This window comes from Caballeronia sp. LZ029, assembly GCF_031451275.1.
Taxonomy (GTDB): domain Bacteria; phylum Pseudomonadota; class Gammaproteobacteria; order Burkholderiales; family Burkholderiaceae; genus Caballeronia; species Caballeronia jiangsuensis.
The window spans coordinates 26114-45983 of the sequence record NZ_JARUXO010000095.1; the positions used below are offsets into that span (position 1 = coordinate 26114).

Sequence of the window (19870 nt, forward strand, 5' to 3'; positions counted from 1 at the left end):
GAACCGACTAGTTTCTTTTCAGCGACGCCGCAGGCGGCAACTGGGCTACTCACGATTCTTTTTATGCGCGGCGACGCCGGCATAGTAGCGAGCCACCTCTTCGACCACGCGCTGCTTTCCGGCCTGGACATAAATGGTCGTTGTTTGCAGCGAAGCATGGCCGAGCACCTTCTGCACGACATCCACCGGGACTTCATCGGCGACCGACTGGGTGCCGAAGGTGTGTCTAAACGCATGCGCATTCGACTGCCCGAGCCTCACGCGTTCATCGAGGCTCAACCCATCCATCGTCTCGACCAGCTCGGCGACCATTCGACTAATCAGCCGGTTCAGTCCATCCGCGGTGTAGCCCGCTTCATTCGCTGGCTGCCCCTTCGCGCCCTGCCCCGCTCGATGTCGCCGGCGCGACGCGTCGGTCCACGGAATGACGACGGGGCTCAACAGCGGCCCGCGCTGTTCGTCTTCTTCGGTCGCGCCATCAAAATCCTGCCCCCGATCGCGCCAATGCGCTCGCAGGGCGTTCAGCGTCGCGGCGCTCACCGGCACCGTGCGTTCGCGCTGCCCCTTGCCGACGATGGTCAGTTCCCAGACCGGTCGCTCGGGCGTTCCAAAGGATGAAGGGCGCAGATCTTCGCGCCGGGCGCTTGCGGCTTCTTCACGCCGCAGACCCGAATCGCCCATCAACAAGATTGCCGCGCGCACGGCGCGCCACTGCACGCCGTTTCGGCCGTCGCGCCACTGCCCACCGGCCATCGCCCCGCTCTCTGCTGCTGAGCGCACATCGAGTTCATCACGCAGCTTGCGCCACAGCCCGGCCGGCAAAGCGCGCTCGATTTTGATCGGCCGCTCGCGCTTGATCACCATCGGATCGTTGACCGCCTTCCACGGATTGCCGGCCAGATACCGCACATCGACCCACCAGGCGAACGCGGTACGCAGTACCCGGACCGTATAACGCTGCGATTCGGGTGAAAGCGTCGCGAACAGGGATGCCTGACCGTCGGCCGCCCCAGAGGAGCCGGACAAGGCGAAGGGTCGCCAGCGCGGCGAGTGACGCGGGAAGCGCTCACCGACGAACCGCGGATCGGGATTTTTCAGAAAGTCCTTGTAGGCCTCGCAGTCGTCGACGCGCAGACCGCTCAACGCCTTGCCACGCAGCACCACCGCCCACAACAGGAAGCGTTCGAGTTCCTTGGTGTAGGCGCGCAGCGTTTTCGGCTGATCGCGATAGCGGTTCAGATACGCGCGCACCGCATCGAGATCGTGGTTCGCCTGGATATAACAGAAGGCCGTCGCGCGGTTTTCGCCATGCGCGCCGGAGAGCGCATGCGGCACGGCGAGGCGCTCGAGCGGCGCCAAGGTCAGCCGCTCGGTGATTCGACCCGCCGCTGGATTACCGCCCGGACCTCTGCCTGGGTCGCTGCCGTTCAGGCCGCTTTCCGTCACCCTGCTCGCCGGGATGAACTCGACCAGTTCGCCCGCGACCAACGGCACGCCGTCCTGTTCCACGGAGTCGACGTCGGGCTCGATCGTTAGTTGCAGTGACGCCTGCTGCTTGCGCAGCCAGCTCACAATGGCGCGCGCCCGTCCCGGGCCGATGCGCGGAATCGAGCGCCACCAGCTGCCGCCGCGCCGGTTGCAGAACGCGACCAGTTCGCCCAGCGTCTGGATGCCCTCGCCTTTCAGGCGCCGCGCCACCCGTGGACGCAGCCACGCCCCGATCGGATCATTCGGGTGCGGCGGCGCTTTCGCCAGCTGCGCGGCGTCGGAGACCATGCGGAACGTCACCGCCGTGAGCTTCGGCTGCCCATGCTGACGGATCGACGCCCGCAGGTGATCGGCGAGCGCGGTCGAGCCGTGCGCGAGCGCGAGCGCCACCAGCGCGTCGAGCATCGTGGTGAGATGCCGCTCCATCGCGCCGGGCGTCGCCGCGTGCGCATCCTCGTCGGGGTCGTAGTAGGTGCGTGCGATCACCGCGGGCGGGATGCGCTGCACGAAGGCGCGCAACGCCGTGAAATCCTTGGTCGTGTAGCGCCGCTCAAGCGTGAGTGATTCGGTGAGCTTTTCCGGGGCGCGTGCTGGCTTGGCGGTGAGCTTTTCCGGGGCGGCACCGGGGGGTGTTTTTTGGGCGGCCTTGGGAGAAGCAGAGGGCACCACGGGTCGGGGATCAGCCATGCGGACCCTCCCCGTCCGCACTAGCCGGACCCTCCCTCGGTGCGGCATGCGATGTCGTAAAACGTTTCAACAGGGCCCGCGCGTCCGCGAGGAACGCGCCGGGGAACTTGCGACACAGGGCCTCGAACATCGGCCGCGCGTCCTGCAGCCGTGCGGCAATCCGCCGGTTCTGACTGTCTTTGCTGGCCTCGCCGCCGGTGGGATCCCCGAACACGACCTGCTGCAGCAGGACCACGGCACCGCATTCCGCGAACTGGTCCAGCACCGGCCGGAAGTAGTCGGTGCCGAGCAGCAACGGGCCATAGACATAGACCAGGGCGGTCAGCACCAGTAATTCGACGCGGCTTGGCTTGACCGGCAGCGGCACGGGCAGGCCGTGAACGATCCGGCGCAGCGCGGCCCCCCGGCGATGCCGCATGATGGTCCGATCGAGTTCGCGCACGATGCGCGCGACCTCCGGATCCGGCAGCGCGTGGAAATCGTCGTCATCCGCATCCTCGGCGTCAAAGCCGGCAAAGTCTTGTGCCACGGGCCCCTGCCCTCTTTAGTAAATCAGAATTCGTGAATTCTACCCCTGAAACGCTATCCCGATAATAAGCGTTATCAGGCTTCCTAATTAAGTCAAATAGAGGGTCATGAGCTAGGGCGATGCCTCTCGTTAAGGTCATCGAGCAAGTTTCTATTACGAGGCCGTGCGCGGACGTATCTGTCCTCGCCGGCGGGCGTAGGTTCGTCGCCCAGCAACTCAAGAAGACGCCGCCTCAGTGTTGCCGGAGTGCCTCGATCGCCTCCGCATGGCGGTCGATGAGAAGCGTCCGCAGATGCAGATAATCCTCGATCAGACATTCGATCGCCAGATGTCGATATGGGGATGACGCGCCGGCGGGCCCGTGACTTGGAATAGCGGTTAAGCGGCGGATGACCGCGATTACCGCAGGCGACAGCGCTGTGCAATGGTGCCGACGAGAAGCTGAGCGGGGTCAGACCGTTGTTTAGTCATTGAACGCGCCGCAATGGTCCGCCGCGGCAAAAAGGCTCCTCATCGCTCGACGAGCGCAAGCCGCCACTCCTTCACGCCGTCATTCGGCCGCCGACTCGCGAAGGTCAATCTGCAGTCATCGGCGGCTCGATGGGTCCAGCGAATAGGCCGCCATCGAAGTACGCGTCATCGAGTTCCATGATGGTGTCGTCGCCCATCAGAATAACAACCAAGTCGACCGTCCCGTCGCCAGGCACCGCGGAGATTTCCGCGATCGTTCGTTGCGGTGATCGCTCGTCGACAAAGCGCAACCAGTAGTATCCGGGTGCGGTCGGCCGTGTATCCTTCCACTCCATATCAACTCGCGTTCGAAGGACTATTGCTACTACATTAGCGCTTCTATCGTGCCGCAGTCACCCGCTTTAACTTCTGGCGCGGCGTGATCGGCTGGCCACTGCCTACTTGTCTAGTTCGAAAACCGTCAACGTCTTTCAGTCGACTTGTTCTATTATCACAGGCCACCCGCTTGACGCGATAACGGCGCCAAGGTCTACTTCTCAGCGCTGAGCGTATCAAGTTTCACACTTTCCGTTTCATTCGATACGCTGCACCGACGACTGCACCGATCTGGTGGGACGCGCTGAAAATTGCCGCGCGGCGGGCGCGTCTCGTCACACGACGCCGTGAAACAATTCGCTGGCGGTGACAAAAATCATTTAAAAACAATCACTTACCTACCGCTCCATTTTTTCGGCGATGTTCCACGCAGGGAGGGTGATAGGCATGTGGAGTGCCACCGGTCACCTTAGGATTTTACAAAAGTTCCTGTGTTCGTGAGGCTGCCGCGCCGTGGGAAATCGACCAAACCAAGCACGCCATTTGTTTTTTGTCGATGATGTGGCCTCTTGCGCCCGGAGCGTAACGGCGCGCCTCACTCAACCTTCTGTACTAAGTGGCATCGTGCTCGTCTCTCGCCCCCGCATCGAAACTAGGCGCCACCAAGGGCCGCTTTCGTGATCGGAACACATTGCGGCAAGCGAACGTCGGTCTAACCGATGCCGGTTTCGCGTCCGATACATGCCGCGCTGACCAGCGGGGCACTGAGGTGATCATGGCGATATTCAGCGACAAACAGCATGGCTGCTCAGTCAATAGCTTAGCTGTCTTGCCCGACAGATTTCCTTGATTGCCCGCTGCTTGGCGATGACCCTTCGCGATAACACGACTCATCAGGGTTGATGGGAATCGCACGCCCTCCTTCGCTTCGTTCGCGTGCACGCGAATACGGCTGAGCGTGCCGCCGTGCGCGGCCGTCGATCGGCCCTTCGGCTCCGGCTTGGAACGATCTTCCGTGTAGGAGCACGGCACGCAGGGTAGGTGCAGCGTGCGCAGGAAAACGGTTGCGGGTTCGCCGCGCTAGCGGCAGGCGCGGTTGGATGCCCATGCGGTCGTGTTCGTCATCCGATAGCATGGACTCGATGCGGCGGTGTTGAGCGCGTGGTTTGACGTCCGCGACGGAGGTACGGGTCATCAGAGCGTCGGCGTTCTTTTTGGCTGGTAGGCGGACGCGCTCTCGCACTCGTGCACCGGTCGTCCATGCTCGGCTGCTTCGGGCCCGTAGGGTCTTGCTTCCACGGCTAATAGTCCGAATCGGCGGCGCGCTTTGCCCCTCCGCCTAATCTCGATAATGCCCCTAGCGCGATTCACACCCTCGCCTCGCTGAACGTTCCGTCGTGGCGTCCCAATCGCAAGTCTTGCAAGCTGTGTTTTGATTTCCCGCCGCACCTGCACATGCGCGGAGATCGTTAGGCGGAGTCGGTACTTGCATCTATCGGGATGAACCGGGCCTCGCCACGGGCCGGCGCCCGCCATTCGTCCGTTGCGGTCGCTCGGTGCGATTCCATCTGGACCCTTAGGCGGCTGTCGTGTGTGCCCTCAAGCGCCCACTCCTCGAACTTTCAGAAGCCGACGCAGGCCGGCGATGTGCTCCCGCACCGTACCCGTCACCGGAGGCTTCGTGTGCGCCAGCGGTCCCGCGCAAGGCGATGCTTTGTCGACCGTTTTCTGTTGCGCACGGGCGAAACGCTCAAGATCCAGCGCAGTCGCGGGACGGATTTTCCCGGAGGCGAGCGCCGCGGAAAAGGACGGCGCCCACCCGGCGGCTTGGCGGCCTATGCGCTCGGTAAGATTGAAGATCGTCAGCGAGTCGCCATCGGCCCCAATCACGAACTGGCGTTCGTCGTTGGTGTCGATAAACGTGCAGCCGGCGTGTTGGCGGGCAACGGCTTGGGCGTTCGCACGCTGCTGCGCGCGAGCTTGCTCGGCATGGTGCTTGTCGATCCGACGCCGCATCAGAAGGGCGAAATCGACTGGGCTTCGAAGGAGAGAGCGCAGATAGTTGATTGGAGCCTTGGCGCACTTCAAGTGGTCCCAGGTGGCTTCGACGACATCGGAGAGGCGCTTGCCGTGCTCACGCGCTTCCCGCATGAGCTTGAAAATCAAGAAATCGAAAAAACCCAGGGCCCGCAGGCGCTGAAGGTCCGCAGGCAGGTGGCCCGGTTGTCTCTTTTGTAAAACAGAAGGGCTTAGATCCTTATATATTCCACCGTCTGCCACATTGGCAGACGGTACAGCCAATGAATGCTGGGCCGATACGGGTGCGGTTGAAAAGGGCGTCCGGCCGGATTCGTTCTCGTGCGCGGGGGAGTGCTCAATGAGGCCGAGGAGAGCTGCGGCATGTTCAGTGAGATGAAGGTAGGCGCGACCAAACAAGCCTGCATCGACATAGCGGGCCTGCGGACGACGCTCTATGAGTCCGGCGACCTCGAGATCGTCGAGGCTGCGATAGAGCGTGCGCATGGATTGGAGCGCGCGGCCGGTGAGCAACTCACGGCGCGCAAAGATGGCAGCAAACGGTTTGGATGCGTCAACGGTCCGCGCGAGGGCGGAGAGGACGGCGCGGGCGCGCGGTGGAATCTGTTCAATGTGCGCGGCACGAAACGCGGCCCGGAAGACGATCCAAGGCAGGTTGGTCGAGTCACAGCGAAACGCGCTGAGGGCGGCCGAATCTTCGGGGTGTGCTTCACCCTCGCCAGCAACGAAGTGTTGCGCGATAGACATGTCGAGCGGTCCATTACGGTAAATGGATGGGTTTTGCTTGACTGTCGATCTTGTTGCGCTACACTCCGGGTTGAGCGTTGTACCCTTTCCGGTTTCCAGCCGGGGAGTGTGGTGCTAGGATTTCCAGCCAAGCCCACTTATGCAAAGGCCCTCAGTTTCCAGCTGGGGGCCTTTGTCTTTCAGGCCTTAGGTTTGCATCGGTCTTGGTTTCGTCACGAAAGATCAATAAAAACAGAGGTTTAGAGATCGCGTTGATTTTAGAAGCGCTTGCTCAACCCCTAAGTAATTGATTGCACACGACTTTCGTGCCGAAAGCCGTCACTTCAATTTCGATTCGATTAGGGCTTGAATTTCCTTGGCCCATTCGTTTGCGCGCTCAGTCTCCACTTTAAGTCGCACGCCGATTACGCCGCCGCGCGTGGTGATCTCGCAGTAATTTTTCTTGCCTTGTTTCACGACTAGTATCTCGGCGCGAGGGGACTTCGCCGCAGACTTTCCCTGCACACTCGACACTGCCTCCTTCTGTGTGTAGCGCTCTTCATTAACCAAACGCTCCACAGCTATAACGACTTCCCTCGTCCGCCCCTCCGAGTGTGCGCGGGAAAGCTGAGCAGCGGCATCGGCACCCAGTCTTTCAGGACGTTCTTCGAGGGCGGCTTTTGCCTCGGCTGGCAATCCGTCAAACGCAAAAATCTTGCTGACGTGGGATTCCGACAATCCAACCGCCGTGGCCAGCTCCTGTTGCGTTAGGGCGTCTGCGGTTTCCCGGAGGCGTTGAAAGTGCGAGTACTTCTCGTAGTCGGAGAGGGACGGGGCGAAGAGATTAGAAAAGAACGCAAGCCGTTCTGCCTGATCCGGTTCCATGTCTGAGACGATCGAATCGATCTCCTCAATGCCCAACTCTCGATAGATCGCAACGCGGTTGTTGCCGGCGTTGATATTCCATTCGCCGTCTCCACGTGCCTCGAGGATTACAGGGTGCACTAGCGGATGCTTGGCCAGGTTTGCTTTAAGTTCGGCATATTGCTCGGGGGTAAGCTTACGACGGCGCCCAGGAATTTCGTGCAGCTTCGAGATAGGGCGCTTAGCTCGTGCACCCTTGTCCAGTTGCATCTTGAGATCGGCGATCTCTCTGCGTTGCCGTTCCGCGGTCGCCTGTAGCTGCATCAATTGACCCGGCGCTGTACGAGGTGTTACGGGTTGGACGTCCAAGGCTTTTTCCTTGTCCTCTGCCGTCACCTGAATGCTCTTAGCCCGGGCGGCTTGTTCCTTCATCCATGACGCCATTGTTATTCCTCCTGTGCCCAGATGGCGCACACCTTGTCATCTACGCGATCGACCAACTTATCTACTGGGGTGCGAATGCGGCGAAGCGTTTCGGCTCCAACATCATTGGGCCCGAGATCGTAGAAGGTCGAGAAGCGCATATTTGTATTCCGGGCCAAGTCCGATTCGGGAATCTCAATAGGCACAACGCGCGAACCATAGATTTGCGTAATCCAGCCTTGCAGGATCTGCGCGGCGGGCTTTGACGTCATGCGGGTAACGAGGACGTCAACGAAGTCAAATTCCTTGGCCCGCCCATCGTCGAACGCTTGCATCCCATTGATCAAATCACCGAAAAGGTGCCAGAACTGCACCATCGACGCAAAGCTCAACATATCTGGTACGACCGGCACAATGACTCCGTCGGCCGCGAAGATCGCGTTGATCGTTAGGTAGCTTAGGGTCGGCGCAGTGTCGACGATGATGTAGTCGTAGGTATCCTTCAGTTGCGCCAATCCGTCATGTAAGACCTGTTCAAAACGAACCTCTTCGTCACTGGCTGCCCGTGCGGGCAACATGAATTCTGCATTGAACAGCTCGGTAGAGGACGGGATGATGTCTACGTTCGGCCAGTAAGTCGGGACGGGGAGGGTGGTCATGTCGAACGGTTTGCCCTCAAGATAAGCCTCGATCAAGGGCATGACGGTTTGAGATGAATCTACCTCAGCATGCGGATTTATGCCGTACAGTGTGCTTGCGCTTCCCTGTGGGTCAAGATCGATGTGCAAAACGCGGCGACCTCGGCGCATTGATAGACCTTGGGCGAGAAGGGTGGAGGTGGTGGTTTTTGTCACGCCGCCCTTAAAGTTCGCCACAACGATGACCTTTGCCGGACCGTTGCGAGGGAGGGGATTTCGCTCCGAGCGAATCCATGCAATCGTCTCCTCGACCGTAAACTGCCGCGGGGAGCCGGGTTTGGCTTGCGTGCCTGCGGGAAGCTCGCCCTTCTTGAGCACGTAGCCCATGCGCTGCTTGTCGATTCCACACATCTCCTGCAGTCGAGCAGACGAGATAATGGGCGGCACTTTACGAGGAAAGGGCTCGAGCATCTCGTCGCGAATTTTCTGCAGCATGCCGTCCGACAGTTTCGCGAGGTGCATTAGATCAGCGCCCGTCGTTTTACCTGCCTTGAGCTTTTTGATAGTGTCCATCGTTCTACCCGTAGCGTCCAGTGGACCGATTCTGAATATTTCGACCCAACCGGTCGAATTGTTCGAAGATTAGTCGTTGTCGAAAGTAAACGCAAGTTAACTTTGTACCTCACGACTTGTCGGCGCGTCCGTCCGGCGGGACTTTCGTGCGAATACCTCGAAAAAAGCTGAAGTTCCGGGTCGGCTTCCATCAGGAAATAAGGGCCGCTCTCGGGCGGTGTTCAACGGATTAAGCCGGGTATCAACGCATTCGATGCAACGAAGGGTATCGGTGCAAGGTCCAGTGCAAGTTGATTTGGAGTGCGCTGGACCGGAAGGTTGTCAGTTCGTCGAAAGGACTTTAAGTACTTGCGCGTGGAGGTGATTCGCGATTGGGTTGAAGCGAACCTTGACTGCGATACCGGCAAAATCGCCCGGAAGATGCGCCTAGATGCGATCGCGGGTAACCGGTTCCGTCGAGAGCATCGCCGCCGAAAGGAGGCCAGTTCTTTTCGCTGAGCAGCAACGCTTTCGACTGTTCGTTGTTCGTGCCTTTCCGTCGGGCAGCATACGTTTTGTGCAGAAGTATGACCGAACGGCAGCTGAGAAACCCGTGAAATGAGGCGTAAAATTGGCGCATTTCGCCCCTTTTGCGCGCACTTGTTACATCAGATAATCGTCGCAGTAAAGGGACAGGAAAGAATGATTGCAGTACCTGCCACCCTGCGTAAAACGTTGTTCTTCGACGTCAAACTCGACCTTCAGGCAGGTGTCAGGCTTTCTTCAGCCTTTCTAGGGTATCGGCCAACGCTGCCCAGATTCCCCTCGCCGTTCTTCTTCGGTAGCGCGACGATTGTTCGCAACGCACAGGCTTCGATGACCGCCGTTGGATCGATTCACACAGTACGGATAGTCAGTTCTCAGTCTCTCGCGCGCAGATAGGTCGCAGCGGTCCACCTGTGTTGAAAGCAACCAAACTGAAGCTGAGGCCGCACCGCTGCGACACGTAAACAGCGAACCCAAGCAATCTTTTTCAAAGAGACAACGAGACGAACCCGACGCTGCCAACAGATCTGCTATGGCTCGCTGAGAAGCGCCTTCCTACTCCTTATGGAGTGTGCGCTCTCATGCGAGTGGCGAAGGATCGCGGCCATAGGCTTTCTGACGTCGTCATTTACGCCTCTAAGCAGCTAGCTTCCCTCAGGCTCACGAACGCTTTCGCATACATCCGGGCGCTATTGCAAAAGCCAACAGACTACGCCTACCTCGCCAAACAACGCGACGAGCAAGCGCGGCAAGAATCGGAAGCTGCCGAACGACGAAGGGCACGGGAAGAGCGTGAAGACCAATTACGCGCCTATATCGGAAGCACATTCGAGTCGGCAGACGGTGCCCTGGTCCGAGAGGACCCCGACGGCGTTAAGGCGTCGACGCCATTTGGGCACGCGTCGGCGGTTGTTACCGCGATAGTGGGCGGCATGATGCGCCGTGTGCCGCACGACCCTAGCGCAAAGCGGCGGCCGTCAACAGAGACGCCTCGTGGACCGGTAAAAGAGGCCGATGCGAGAAGCCTGTTAGCCACCCTGCGCCAGGCGCTGAAAGCCCGAACGCCGTGCCAACAATAGGTCCCTTGCCGTGCGGGCCATGCTCAGGCAGCGCTATCTGGATAACGTTGCAGAGGCGAGCGCATTCTCGTAAGTCCTTGAATATTAGGCCCAAGTTTGGAGCAGCCGGCGTGCCCATCTATCGCCCCCCCTAAATTGGCACACGCGCGTCGCTGAGCGTGCAGAGCGCTACACCAAATTCGGAGGTGGGGAAAATGCGAAAGCTAGGTGTTTTTAAGCGTCATTCCCCGAAACGGCTGCTATCCGGATAGCGTTGCCGTAACCGGAGTCGTCGTAAGTCGTCTGGCGGGAAGCGTGCAGTGCAATGGCGCACGAAACTCATCGTCTTTCCGAGAAAAAAAGGACGCTTGCGCTGTTTCAATGGTGACTATTCCAAAGGGTTGCCATGCGTCTTTTCAAGAACAAGCGTCGGGCCGCGCTGTCCACGGCCCCCGGCTCATATGCCGAGGAGGATCCGAGCAAGGTTATCTTCGAGACGAGCACACGGCTCAAGCTCGAAGCTAATCGCTGGATGCTGATTTCGTTCGGCCTCGCTGTTATCGCGGCGGGCGCTGTGTGGACGCGGCAACCTCCGCCTTCGGTCACGCGCGTTGTGGGCGTGTCTGCCGATACGGGCGGGCACCCGATCGTCACCGAGCTCGTCGCGTACAAGCCCGATTCGCAAGCCGTGCGGACAACGGTCAAAGACATGGCAGTTCGCTGGTTCACCATCGAGCCGGTGCTGTCGGACCGCCTCGAGACCTCGCGCATGACCGCCAACATCAATTCGGCGAAGGCACAAATGATTGGGGCAGCAGCGGGGCAGTTCCGCGATTGGCTGAAGGCCGACGCACCGTTCCAGCAGATAACCACAAACCCCAAACTGATTCGTGAAGTCGATGTGCGCAACATCGCGTTGCTTCAAGACTCGACCGTGCTCGTGGAATTCACGACGACTACCTCGCAAGCTGGCGCGACGGGCAAGCCCGACGTGAAGTCTTATGCGCTGACCTTGCGCTATCAGATCGTTGCGCCGACGGCCGAACAGGCGTTGACGACGAACCCCTTCGGCATCTTCATTCCGTTTTTCCGCCTCGAGCGGACCGCATAAGCATGACCGCAACCATTCTCAACAAACGGCCGGTCATCGGCATGTGCGTCCTCGCCGCGTGCGCAGCGCTCCTTGCTCAACCGGCTATGGCCAAGAAGGCCGCGAGCGACTCGGCGTTCAATGCCGCGATGGTCGCAGGCGACCCGATGAGCCCGATCAATCCGTTCAACGGCGGCGCTGATCCTTTGACGATGCCGGGCGATGCGCGCATCGGCGTCTTCCCGTACAGCCGCGACCAGATCTACCGCGTGTTGACCGCACCGCTCAAGCTGACGACGATCGAACTGGAAAAGGGCGAGAAGCTGATTGCTGACCCCGCGATGGGCGATAGCGTCCAGTGGGAGATTGACGACGACAAGATGAACCACGTGTTCATCAAGCCGCACAAGGCCGATCTCGTCAACACGCTGCATCTGACGACGAATCTGCGCGAGTACGACTTCACGCTTATCGCGTCGCCGGCGGGCGGGATGTTCTATCAGACGGTGCGCTTCCAATACCCGCGCGCGCCAATGGCTCGCGTCAGCGCACGCGATGACGCGACGGCGACTGGCAGTCGCGGCGGTGCCGATTCTGGAAGCATCGGTGTTGCGCCGGACAAGCTGAACTGGGACTACAGCGTCGATGGCCGCGCCGAGTTCACGCCGGAAACCGTTTTCGACGACGGCCACGCAGTCTGGATGCGCATGCCCGCCAAGGCACAGGAGTGGCCGGTTCCGTTCATTCTGGACCACGGCGATCGCGTCGTCGCGAACTTCATCCGCCGCGGAGACTTCCTCGTCCTGCAGCGTCTGGCCGATGAGATCGTCCTGCGTTCCGGCAAGGACGAAGTCACGGTGACCCGCGGCCGCCGCCGCCTGTTCGGGGTGTTTTGATCGTGGCGAAGAAACCGGACTCGGCTACGTCCAGCGCGGAGCAAGAAGCACTCGTCAAAGGCAAGACGCCGCGCAATGCGATCATGAGCATCGGCATTCTGGCTGCGGTCGTGATCGGCGGCCTCGGCTTCTACTATCAGCTTCAGGCGACGAACAAGGCCGACGAAGAAGCTCGCATCAAGAAAGCGACGGCGCTTAAGTCGAGTACGGAGATGCCGGCTGCTGCGAACAACAACGACATCGACCAGATGATCCGTCAGCAGCGCGACGCAGCGGCGTCGGAGGCTGCCGCTCGCGCAGCGTCTGAAGCAGCGGCTCCGAAGCCCGCCGTCAAACCGATGCTGACCGGTGCGGACTTCAAGGAAGAGGTCGCAGGCTCGGGCACGGACACGCGCGAGCTTTCCCGCCAAGCGGCGCAAGACGCGATCTATACGTCCTCCATCTTCAAACAGGCAGGCGCATCGCGTTCGGCGAACTCGGCGACTGGCGTACTCCCCGCTGGCGTCCCTTCGTTGGACGAGGTACGAGCTGCTCGGAACGCTGCGGGAGCCAACACTCCCGATGCGATGGCGATCGCCTTGGCGAAGCAGGGCCAGGCACCGGAAGATCGCGACCGCGCCTTCCTCCGCGATGCGGGTTCGCGCGGCGGCATCGAACGGACAACCTTCAATGGCCGGTCGACGGGCTGCACGTTGACGCCGCCGCACGTTATCCACGTCAAGACGGTTGAGGGGCTGAACTCGGACAAGCCGGGTCGCGTGGCGTTGATGGTGGACGAGGATGTGTATGACAGCCTGCGCGGCGACTGCTTGATGATTCCGAAGGGCGCGTTCATCAATGGCATGTACAGCGCGGACGTCAAAGTGGGGCAAGAGCGCTTGCTCGTTGCTTCGACGAGTCTGCGTCTGCCCAACGGAAAGAGCGTGCCGCTCAACGGTATGCAAGGTGCCGACCAAAACGGCTACGCCGGGTTCTCGGGCGATGTGAACAACCACTTCCTGAAAATTTTCGGCGCGGGCTTCATCACGGCGATTTTGCTGAAGGCGTTCGACAGCAGCTCTCAGACCGCGACGACCGCGACGCCGAACGGCGTCACTACTTATGGTGACACGGCGGGGCAGGTGGCGGCGGCGACAGCTCAAACCGTCATGCAGCGCAATCAGAATATCCCGCCGACCATCACCGTTGAGCCGGGCCAGAAGTTCCTGGTGCAGGTGACGCAGGACATCGTCATGGAGCCATACCATGACTAAGGCGTTGGCGGCTGCTTGCCTGTCTGCGATGGCGCTTACGCGAGTCGCACGGGTACCCGCCGCAACCTGGCCGCACTGAAGGGCGCCGACTGGCGCTTGTTGGTCTCGGCCAAGGGCGAGTTGCGTACAGAGGGCTTCGATCGCTATGCGTTGGATAACGGCGCTTGGACCGCTTACCAGCAAGGTCAGCCCTTCGACGAGCACGGGTTTTCTGTTGCTGTTGAACGGCTCGGCGAGCGGGCCGATTGGCTTGTCCTTCCGGACATCGTCATGGGCGGCATGGCCTCCCTCGACTACTCGCTAAAGTGGCTGGAACGACTTCGCGGGATGCCGTGCCGGATGTTGATCGCCGTTCAGAACGGGATGCAGGCCGAAGACCTCGCCTCGCTTCTGTCGCCTGCTGTCGGCATCTTCATCGGCGGTTCAACGGAGTGGAAAGAGCAGACGGCGCACGTGTGGGGGTCCCTCGCGCGACGGCGTCACTGCTACTTGCACGTCGGTCGGGTGAACTCGGCGCGGCGCATTCGCATCTGCGCGGCCGCCGGTGCGGACAGTTTCGACGGTACGAGCGTGAGCCGGTATGCGAAGACGCTGCCGCGCCTGGATCGTGCAACGCGGCAGAGCGACTTATTCGCAGCAGCGCACGACGGCCTTGAAGAGGCGCAACGCGCGACGGCTGACGTTTTGATTTGACTTGAGCAATTAACCCATTCGGGAGCGAATCCCGAATGGGTCGCTCCTATTTTCTTGGAGCGAAAAAGATGGAACAGGAAATTGTTTCGAAGATGGAAGCTGCGATCGGCGTCATGCAGCGATACATCGAACTTGGGCATAGCCTGAGCTGCGCTTATTCGGGCGGCAAGGACAGCACGTGTACGCTGGTGTTGATGGTTGAGGCGATTCGCCGTGCCGGCGGCACGACGATCGCCCACCACGTTCAATCGGCCGACACGACCATCGAGAATCCAACGATCGCGAACTTTCTTCACTCCGTGCTGGACGAGTTGCAGTTGCACATCGAAACGTCGGCGTTGCCGGTGCGAGTCCACGTGACGACGCCTTCTTTGGCAAGCCAGTTCGTCGTCTCGACGATAGGGCGGGGAACGTTGGCACGCACGCCGGAGAACGGTGTCCGAGACGGTAGACGCACCCGTGCGTGCGCGGATACTTGGAAGGTACGGCCAGGAGGTCGACTTCGAACATTGCTCGAACGCCAAGCGGCAGATGCCGGCGCTCGCGAAGTCATAACGGTGCTGGGCCTGCGCAGGGATGAAAGTACCTCACGTGCTGTAGCGATGACCGAGCGACGCGATAACGCCGATCATCCGGTGAGAAGCAGAACCGGGGCGCTCACACTCAGCCCGTTAAGCGAATGGTCCTCAGATGATGTTTGGACAATGCTCGCGCTGCTGGCGGATGCTCAAAGCCGGCCGTTTTCATCGCCGTTGACGCCGCGCACGATACACCGCCTGTCCGAAATTTATCGCGCAGGGAACGGTGGAACGTGTGGTGTCGTGGTGGGCGACTCGGGCGCTAGGGCTTCTTGTGGCAGTCGTTTTGGGTGCGCCATATGTCTTGTCAGCGGCGATCGCGACAAGTCGCTTGAGGCGATGATCGAAGATGAGCAGTACGGGCATCTTCGACCGCTGAACGACTTCCGCAACTATTTGCTCGCGATCCAGTGGGATATGTCGCGTCGCGAATTGGTAGGGCGGTCCCTAAGCGATGCAGGCTACACGCGCATTCAGGCGGACACGTACAGCTACGCAACGCGTGTCGATTTTCTGAAGATGCTGACCAGTATCGACGCGGCCGAGCGGGATCGGGCTGAAGCGCACTCGGCCGACCTCGCGAATGGTTCTATCGCTGATACGGAGCAGAACCGGATGCTGTGCGAGCCGCAGTTCGAGTTCGTGACGCCGCAGCAGCTGGTGGCCATCGACTTCTTCCTGTCGATGCATCACTATGCGCCGCACGCGTTTCCGGCGCTTGCGGTCTGGCACGACGTGAACGTGCTTGGGCGGCGGTATCCGGTTCCAAAGCTCGACGGCTTGCCGAAGACCGACATCGTCCTGCACGGCTGGTATCGGGTCGGGCAGTACGACCGGGAAGCACCGTCGATCGGGCTGCGCTCGTTCGATGCAGAGCAGTGGAATCCGTACCGGCATCCCGGTCGGCCGGGGCGGTATGCGAGGACGACCGGTGGTGAGCAGACGGTGTATTTCGAAGAAGCCACGCAGTTTGAGGTTGACGCGGAAGCCGCCTGTGCGTTTGTGACGTGCACGTACGACACTGCTTTCATGTTGGACACGCAGCATCGTGACGCGGTCGACTCAGCGCATTTCTGGCTGAACGAAGGCATCGTGAAGTTGCCGACCGGCATGGCCCAGCGGTATCAGGACATGGCCAAACGCGGGCAGTACTTCTCGCGACTCGCTCAGCGTCTGAACCTGACGCCGGCAGAACTCGACGCGCACTTGGTCGAGAACGCCATCGGCGACGACGAGCATCAAGCATTGTTAGGCTATGACACGACGCAGTTGAGTCTCTTTGCAGAAGCGGCGTAGCCGCAAGCAAGCTTTTGAACACGTCCCAGGCTAAAGCCCTGGGACGTTTTTTTTTGCGAGGTCGAAATCATCAAAGTCAGGCGAGGGCAGTGTTTCGCCGGGTTGCACACCGAGCAGTTGCAGCGCGTGCACGACCGCCGCGGTCTCCCGTGTAAAATTCAGCACGAACCGTTCGCCCTCCATGATCACTTCTGCACCGAAGTGAACGCTGAACGCGTGAAGCGCGAGATTCAGCGCACGGGCGAGCTCACCGTCTCTCGTTTTTTCATCAAAGATTGGATTCATGTCGTGCTCCCGGCGAGGTGGCTACTGCGTCGAGTATGCATCCGTCCAAGCTAAGCAACATAAGAAATGTCGCTCCCTCGTCTCGCCTTGCTCGGCCTGTTCCCAATCGTAGCTGCGATTGGCTTCGCCCTCATACTGCCCGGCTCAGCCTCGAACTCGACCACGCTCGGACGGACGCAACTGGTCCTGGTCGTCGGTATTGTCTGCGGGGTTGCGGGTTTCGGTGCCGGATACGTCGCTCGCTCGCACAAGACGGCCGAGAAAGAGCGCGGTGGCTGGCGGCGTTCAGTCTACAACCCAAAAGAATTTCGGCGCGTGAAGTAGGCGGACAGCCGCTCACTGCGCACGGGATGGAAACGATGGCATATATCAGTTCTGAGGTAACGACGCTCCTTGCCGAGCGAGCCGCATTGGAAAAAGCTCTTAGCGAGGCCCGTGAGAAAGAGATGCGACTCGCACTGATTGAGATCGTGCAGAAGATGCGCGAGTACGACATCAGTCTGAGCGAACTTATGGGCCGCAGGCCTGGCGAGCAATATGCTGAGGCACACCCTAAGTATCAAGACCCCGTAACGGGTGCAACATGGAGCGGCCGTGGACGAGTGCCGCATTGGATAGTCGGTCAGGACCGTAACCGATTCGTGGTCACCAGCGGGGCGGCACTGAGTACTGAGCGCCAAGCACCGTTGCTCTTCGAAAAGCGCTGATCTCGTCCAGGCGCGAGGCGAGCGCAGACACTGGGAAACACATGAAAGTCGAATATCGCGAATGGACCATCGACTCTCATCCCAATAAGGTCGGGCACCACTGGCATTCGTGGTGCGAGGTAGAAAGGCCGCCCTGGGAAGACGAGGATGACGGTCAGATTTTTCATTTTTCGGACATTGGGTACTTCGACACTGAGGGAGGCGCTCACGAGCGCGCAATTGCGTGGGCGAAAGCTTGGCTCGACGAAAACTTTTGAAGGCTATGGGGGTGCGCCGTAGGGTTCGCCCTCACTCGACGGTCGAAGGCTCGGAGGTTTGCGCGGGATGCCGCCCCCGAAACGGGCTCAGGCCTTGCTAGGTTTCCCAGCAAGGGAGATGACCATGCTCAAACTCTTCGGCATTTTGACGCTTGCGGTGGCGTTCTCCGGATGCGTCACCGCTCCGCCGTACGGTTACGGTGATTCGGCATATCCCGGCTACTACACGCCGGGTCCCAGCATCGGCGTTGGCGTCGGGGGTGGCAGCTTCGGTTCGGGAGTAGGCGTCGGCGTGGGCGTTGGGTTCTGAGCTAGTCTTAACAATGGCAAAGCGGTCCACACGCCCGAGCGCTTCATCCGCGGGTGTGCTGCCGGAGACAATTGCCCCGCAACTCGCAACCCTCGCAAGGCGTCCGCCCGCGACCGGTGACTGGCGCTACGAAATAAAGTTCGACGGCTATCGCCTGATGTGCAGGCTTGACTCGGGGCGGGTCAAGCTCATAACGCGCGGAGGCCACGACTGGACCGAGAAGATGCGCACGCTGGCGACTGCGATCGAGGAGATGCCGGTCGACAATGCCTGGCTGGGCGGAGAGGTGGTCGTGCTCACTGAGACTGGCATTCCAGATCTCAACGCGTTGGAGAACGCGTTCGACCGACGCAGCACGGCGCAACTGACATTTTTCGCGTTCGACATTCCCTTTCTCAACGGTCGTGACTTACGGGAAGTACCGCTCTTGCAGCGCAGAGAGCTGCTCGGCGCGTTGATCGCCCAAACGTCGAGCCAGCGCATCCGCTTCAGCGAATCCTTCACCGAGGACCCTCAGTCCCTGCTCGCCTCGGCGTGCCGCATGCGGCTGGAGGGCATCATCGGCAAGCGCGCGCATGCGCCGTACCGTTCGGGCCGCTCGACCGATTGGATCAAACTCAAATGCTTAAGGCGCCAGGAATTTGTCGTTGGCGGCTATACAAGGCTGGCGGGCGCGAAAAGTGGAATACGGTCGCTGATGCTCGGCGTGCATGAGCGAGACGGCAGCCTGCGGTTCGCCGGAACCGTGAAGGCGGAACTGAAGCCGCGTCCGCTTGCTGAGCTCGAAAAGAAAGCGGTAAAGCTGATTTGCGACGATCCGCCTTTCTCCGACCCGCCTCCGCGCGAAAAGGATCGCGAGTTCGTTTGGCTGGAACCTGAACTCGTCGTTGAAGCGTCGTTCCTCGAATGGACGCCGTCGGGCGAGGTTCGCCATCCCGTTTTCCAAGGCATGCGCGACGACAAGCCCGCCACGGCCGTGACCGAAGAGACGGTCGTGGACGTCGATGGGCCGGAAAGGCTTCCCCAGGCGAAGGGAGCCTCGCGGATGTCGCCCAGCCGTGCTGGAACGGTCGTCATCGCAGGCGTGAAGGTGTCTAACGCCGAGCGCATCATTGACGACGTAACGCGCGTGAAGAAAATTGACCTCGTTCATTACTACGACGAGATCGCGGAGTTCGCTTTGCCGTACTTGAAGGATAGGCCGGTTTCGCTGGTACGCGCACCTGAGGGAATCAACGGCGAGCTGTTTTTTCAGAAGCACGAGGAGCGCTCGAAGATCCCCGGCATCACACGGCTGCCGAATGAGATGCACCCTGGCCACCCGCCGCTGCTCGTTGTAGACCATCACGAAGCGCTCATCGGCCTCGCGCAGATGAACATGGTCGAATTGCATAGCTGGAACGCCGTGCAGCCCGACCTGGACCATCCTGATCGCTTTATCCTCGATCTGGACCCCGACCCTGAACTCTCATGGCAGATGATGGTCGATGCGGCGACGCTCTCTAAGGTGTTGCTTGACGAGATCGGGCTTAAAAGCTTTATCAAGACGAGCGGCGGCAAAGGCTTCCACATCGTCGTACCGCTCACGCGCCGGCAGCAGTGGCACGAGGTGAAGGACTTCTCGCACGCCGTTGCCCGGTACATGGCGCGGCTGATGCCCGAGCGCTTCTCTGCTGTCCTTGGCCCCAAGAACCGGGTGAAGAAGATCTTCATAGACTATCTGCGCAACAGCAAAGGAGCGAGCACGGTCGCGGTGTTCTCAGCGCGCGCCCGGTCCGGCATGGGGGTGTCGATGCCTATCGCGTGGGACGAGCTGAACGACATCGGCCGCGCCGATCAGTGGACGATCAAAGCAGCCGCGCAGCGCATGCGTTCGCTCAACTCCGATCCGTGGGACGGATTCCACCGCACGCGGCAAGGCATTACAGTGGCGATGCGAAAGGCGGTCGGCCTGCGCTGACCGCTCAAGAGGCTTCGCCTGCGTTCCGCCTCATCGCCCGGAAGGCGTATTTCTTAATGGCGGAAAGAGCGCTACTTCTGCCTCTGTTCGACGGTTGGTACTTTTCGCAGGACCCTTACACTTCTTTCTGTGGCGATGAGACGCAAGTCACAAGTCGCAGAACGGCAGTAACCGAGATCCGGCCCAACTTGACACCTACCCGGACAAGCGG

The 19870-nt window shown here is 60.5% G+C and carries 16 protein-coding genes; 9 read left to right on the top strand and 7 right to left on the bottom strand.

Features of this window, described 5'->3' with window-relative positions; translation table 11 throughout:
* Positions 1-45: 45 nt before the first annotated feature.
* From QCE73_RS36805 to QCE73_RS36830, 6 genes are all read right to left on the bottom strand, one after another.
* Positions 46-2175, bottom strand: coding sequence for a site-specific integrase (locus tag QCE73_RS36805; RefSeq protein ID WP_309885765.1), 2130 nt, complete (start codon positions 2173-2175; stop codon positions 46-48).
* Positions 2168-2704 (bottom strand): hypothetical protein, encoded by a 537-nt coding sequence (locus QCE73_RS36810; protein WP_309885766.1) that lies wholly within the window; start codon positions 2702-2704, stop codon positions 2168-2170. Before QCE73_RS36810 ends, QCE73_RS36805 begins: the two co-directional genes overlap by 8 nt.
* Positions 2705-3279: 575 nt before the next feature.
* Positions 3280-3510: a hypothetical protein gene (locus tag QCE73_RS36815; RefSeq protein WP_309885767.1), complete on the bottom strand. Its 231-nt coding sequence runs from the start codon at positions 3508-3510 to the stop codon at positions 3280-3282.
* A gap of 1579 nt (positions 3511-5089) precedes the next feature.
* The gene (locus QCE73_RS36820) at positions 5090-6274 is read right to left on the bottom strand and encodes a Replication protein O (protein WP_309885768.1); all 1185 of its coding nucleotides are present in this window, start codon (positions 6272-6274) and stop codon (positions 5090-5092) included.
* A gap of 318 nt (positions 6275-6592) precedes the next feature.
* Entirely contained in the window at positions 6593-7549 is a 957-nt protein-coding gene (locus QCE73_RS36825; RefSeq protein ID WP_309885769.1) for a ParB/RepB/Spo0J family partition protein, read from the bottom strand.
* A gap of 14 nt (positions 7550-7563) precedes the next feature.
* Positions 7564-8751: an AAA family ATPase gene (locus tag QCE73_RS36830; RefSeq protein WP_309885770.1), complete on the bottom strand. Its 1188-nt coding sequence runs from the start codon at positions 8749-8751 to the stop codon at positions 7564-7566.
* A 1989-nt stretch (positions 8752-10740) separates the two neighbouring features.
* On the opposite strand from QCE73_RS36830, the gene QCE73_RS36835 reads away from it, so the two are divergent.
* The 5 genes from QCE73_RS36835 to QCE73_RS36855 all read left to right on the top strand — a co-directional run bounded on the left by QCE73_RS36835 (position 10741) and on the right by QCE73_RS36855 (position 16140).
* Positions 10741-11445, top strand: a complete 705-nt coding sequence (locus QCE73_RS36835; RefSeq protein ID WP_309885771.1) for a type IV secretion system protein — start codon at positions 10741-10743, stop codon at positions 11443-11445.
* Positions 11446-11447: 2 nt separating this feature from the next.
* On the top strand, positions 11448-12320 hold the full coding sequence (locus QCE73_RS36840; RefSeq protein ID WP_404989869.1) for a TrbG/VirB9 family P-type conjugative transfer protein: 873 nt from the start codon (positions 11448-11450) through the stop codon (positions 12318-12320).
* A gap of 2 nt (positions 12321-12322) precedes the next feature.
* On the top strand, positions 12323-13573 hold the full coding sequence (locus tag QCE73_RS36845; protein ID WP_309885772.1) for a TrbI/VirB10 family protein: 1251 nt from the start codon (positions 12323-12325) through the stop codon (positions 13571-13573).
* A 15-nt stretch (positions 13574-13588) separates the two neighbouring features.
* Positions 13589-14266: a hypothetical protein gene (locus tag QCE73_RS36850; RefSeq protein WP_309885773.1), complete on the top strand. Its 678-nt coding sequence runs from the start codon at positions 13589-13591 to the stop codon at positions 14264-14266.
* Between the two features lie 68 nt (positions 14267-14334).
* On the top strand, positions 14335-16140 hold the full coding sequence (locus tag QCE73_RS36855) for a phosphoadenosine phosphosulfate reductase family protein (RefSeq protein WP_309885774.1): 1806 nt from the start codon (positions 14335-14337) through the stop codon (positions 16138-16140).
* A 30-nt stretch (positions 16141-16170) separates the two neighbouring features.
* Here QCE73_RS36855 and QCE73_RS36860 read toward each other — a convergent pair whose 3' ends face one another.
* Positions 16171-16425 carry a hypothetical protein gene (locus tag QCE73_RS36860; RefSeq protein ID WP_309885775.1) on the bottom strand — a complete coding sequence of 85 codons (255 nt, stop codon included), beginning with the start codon at positions 16423-16425 and terminating at the stop codon, positions 16171-16173.
* A gap of 359 nt (positions 16426-16784) precedes the next feature.
* On the opposite strand from QCE73_RS36860, the gene QCE73_RS36865 reads away from it, so the two are divergent.
* From QCE73_RS36865 to ligD, 4 genes are all read left to right on the top strand, one after another.
* Positions 16785-17132 (top strand): H-NS histone family protein, encoded by a 348-nt coding sequence (locus tag QCE73_RS36865; RefSeq protein WP_309885776.1) that lies wholly within the window; start codon positions 16785-16787, stop codon positions 17130-17132.
* Between the two features lie 41 nt (positions 17133-17173).
* Complete coding sequence (locus tag QCE73_RS36870) at positions 17174-17389, top strand: hypothetical protein (RefSeq protein ID WP_309885777.1); 216 nt, start codon at positions 17174-17176, stop codon at positions 17387-17389.
* A gap of 124 nt (positions 17390-17513) precedes the next feature.
* A complete protein-coding gene (locus tag QCE73_RS36875) occupies positions 17514-17699 on the top strand; it encodes a hypothetical protein (RefSeq protein ID WP_309885778.1) in 186 nt (61 codons plus the stop codon).
* A 13-nt stretch (positions 17700-17712) separates the two neighbouring features.
* Positions 17713-19659, top strand: coding sequence for a DNA ligase D (gene ligD, locus QCE73_RS36880; protein WP_309885779.1), 1947 nt, complete (start codon positions 17713-17715; stop codon positions 19657-19659).
* The last annotated feature ends 211 nt before the right edge of the window (positions 19660-19870 follow it).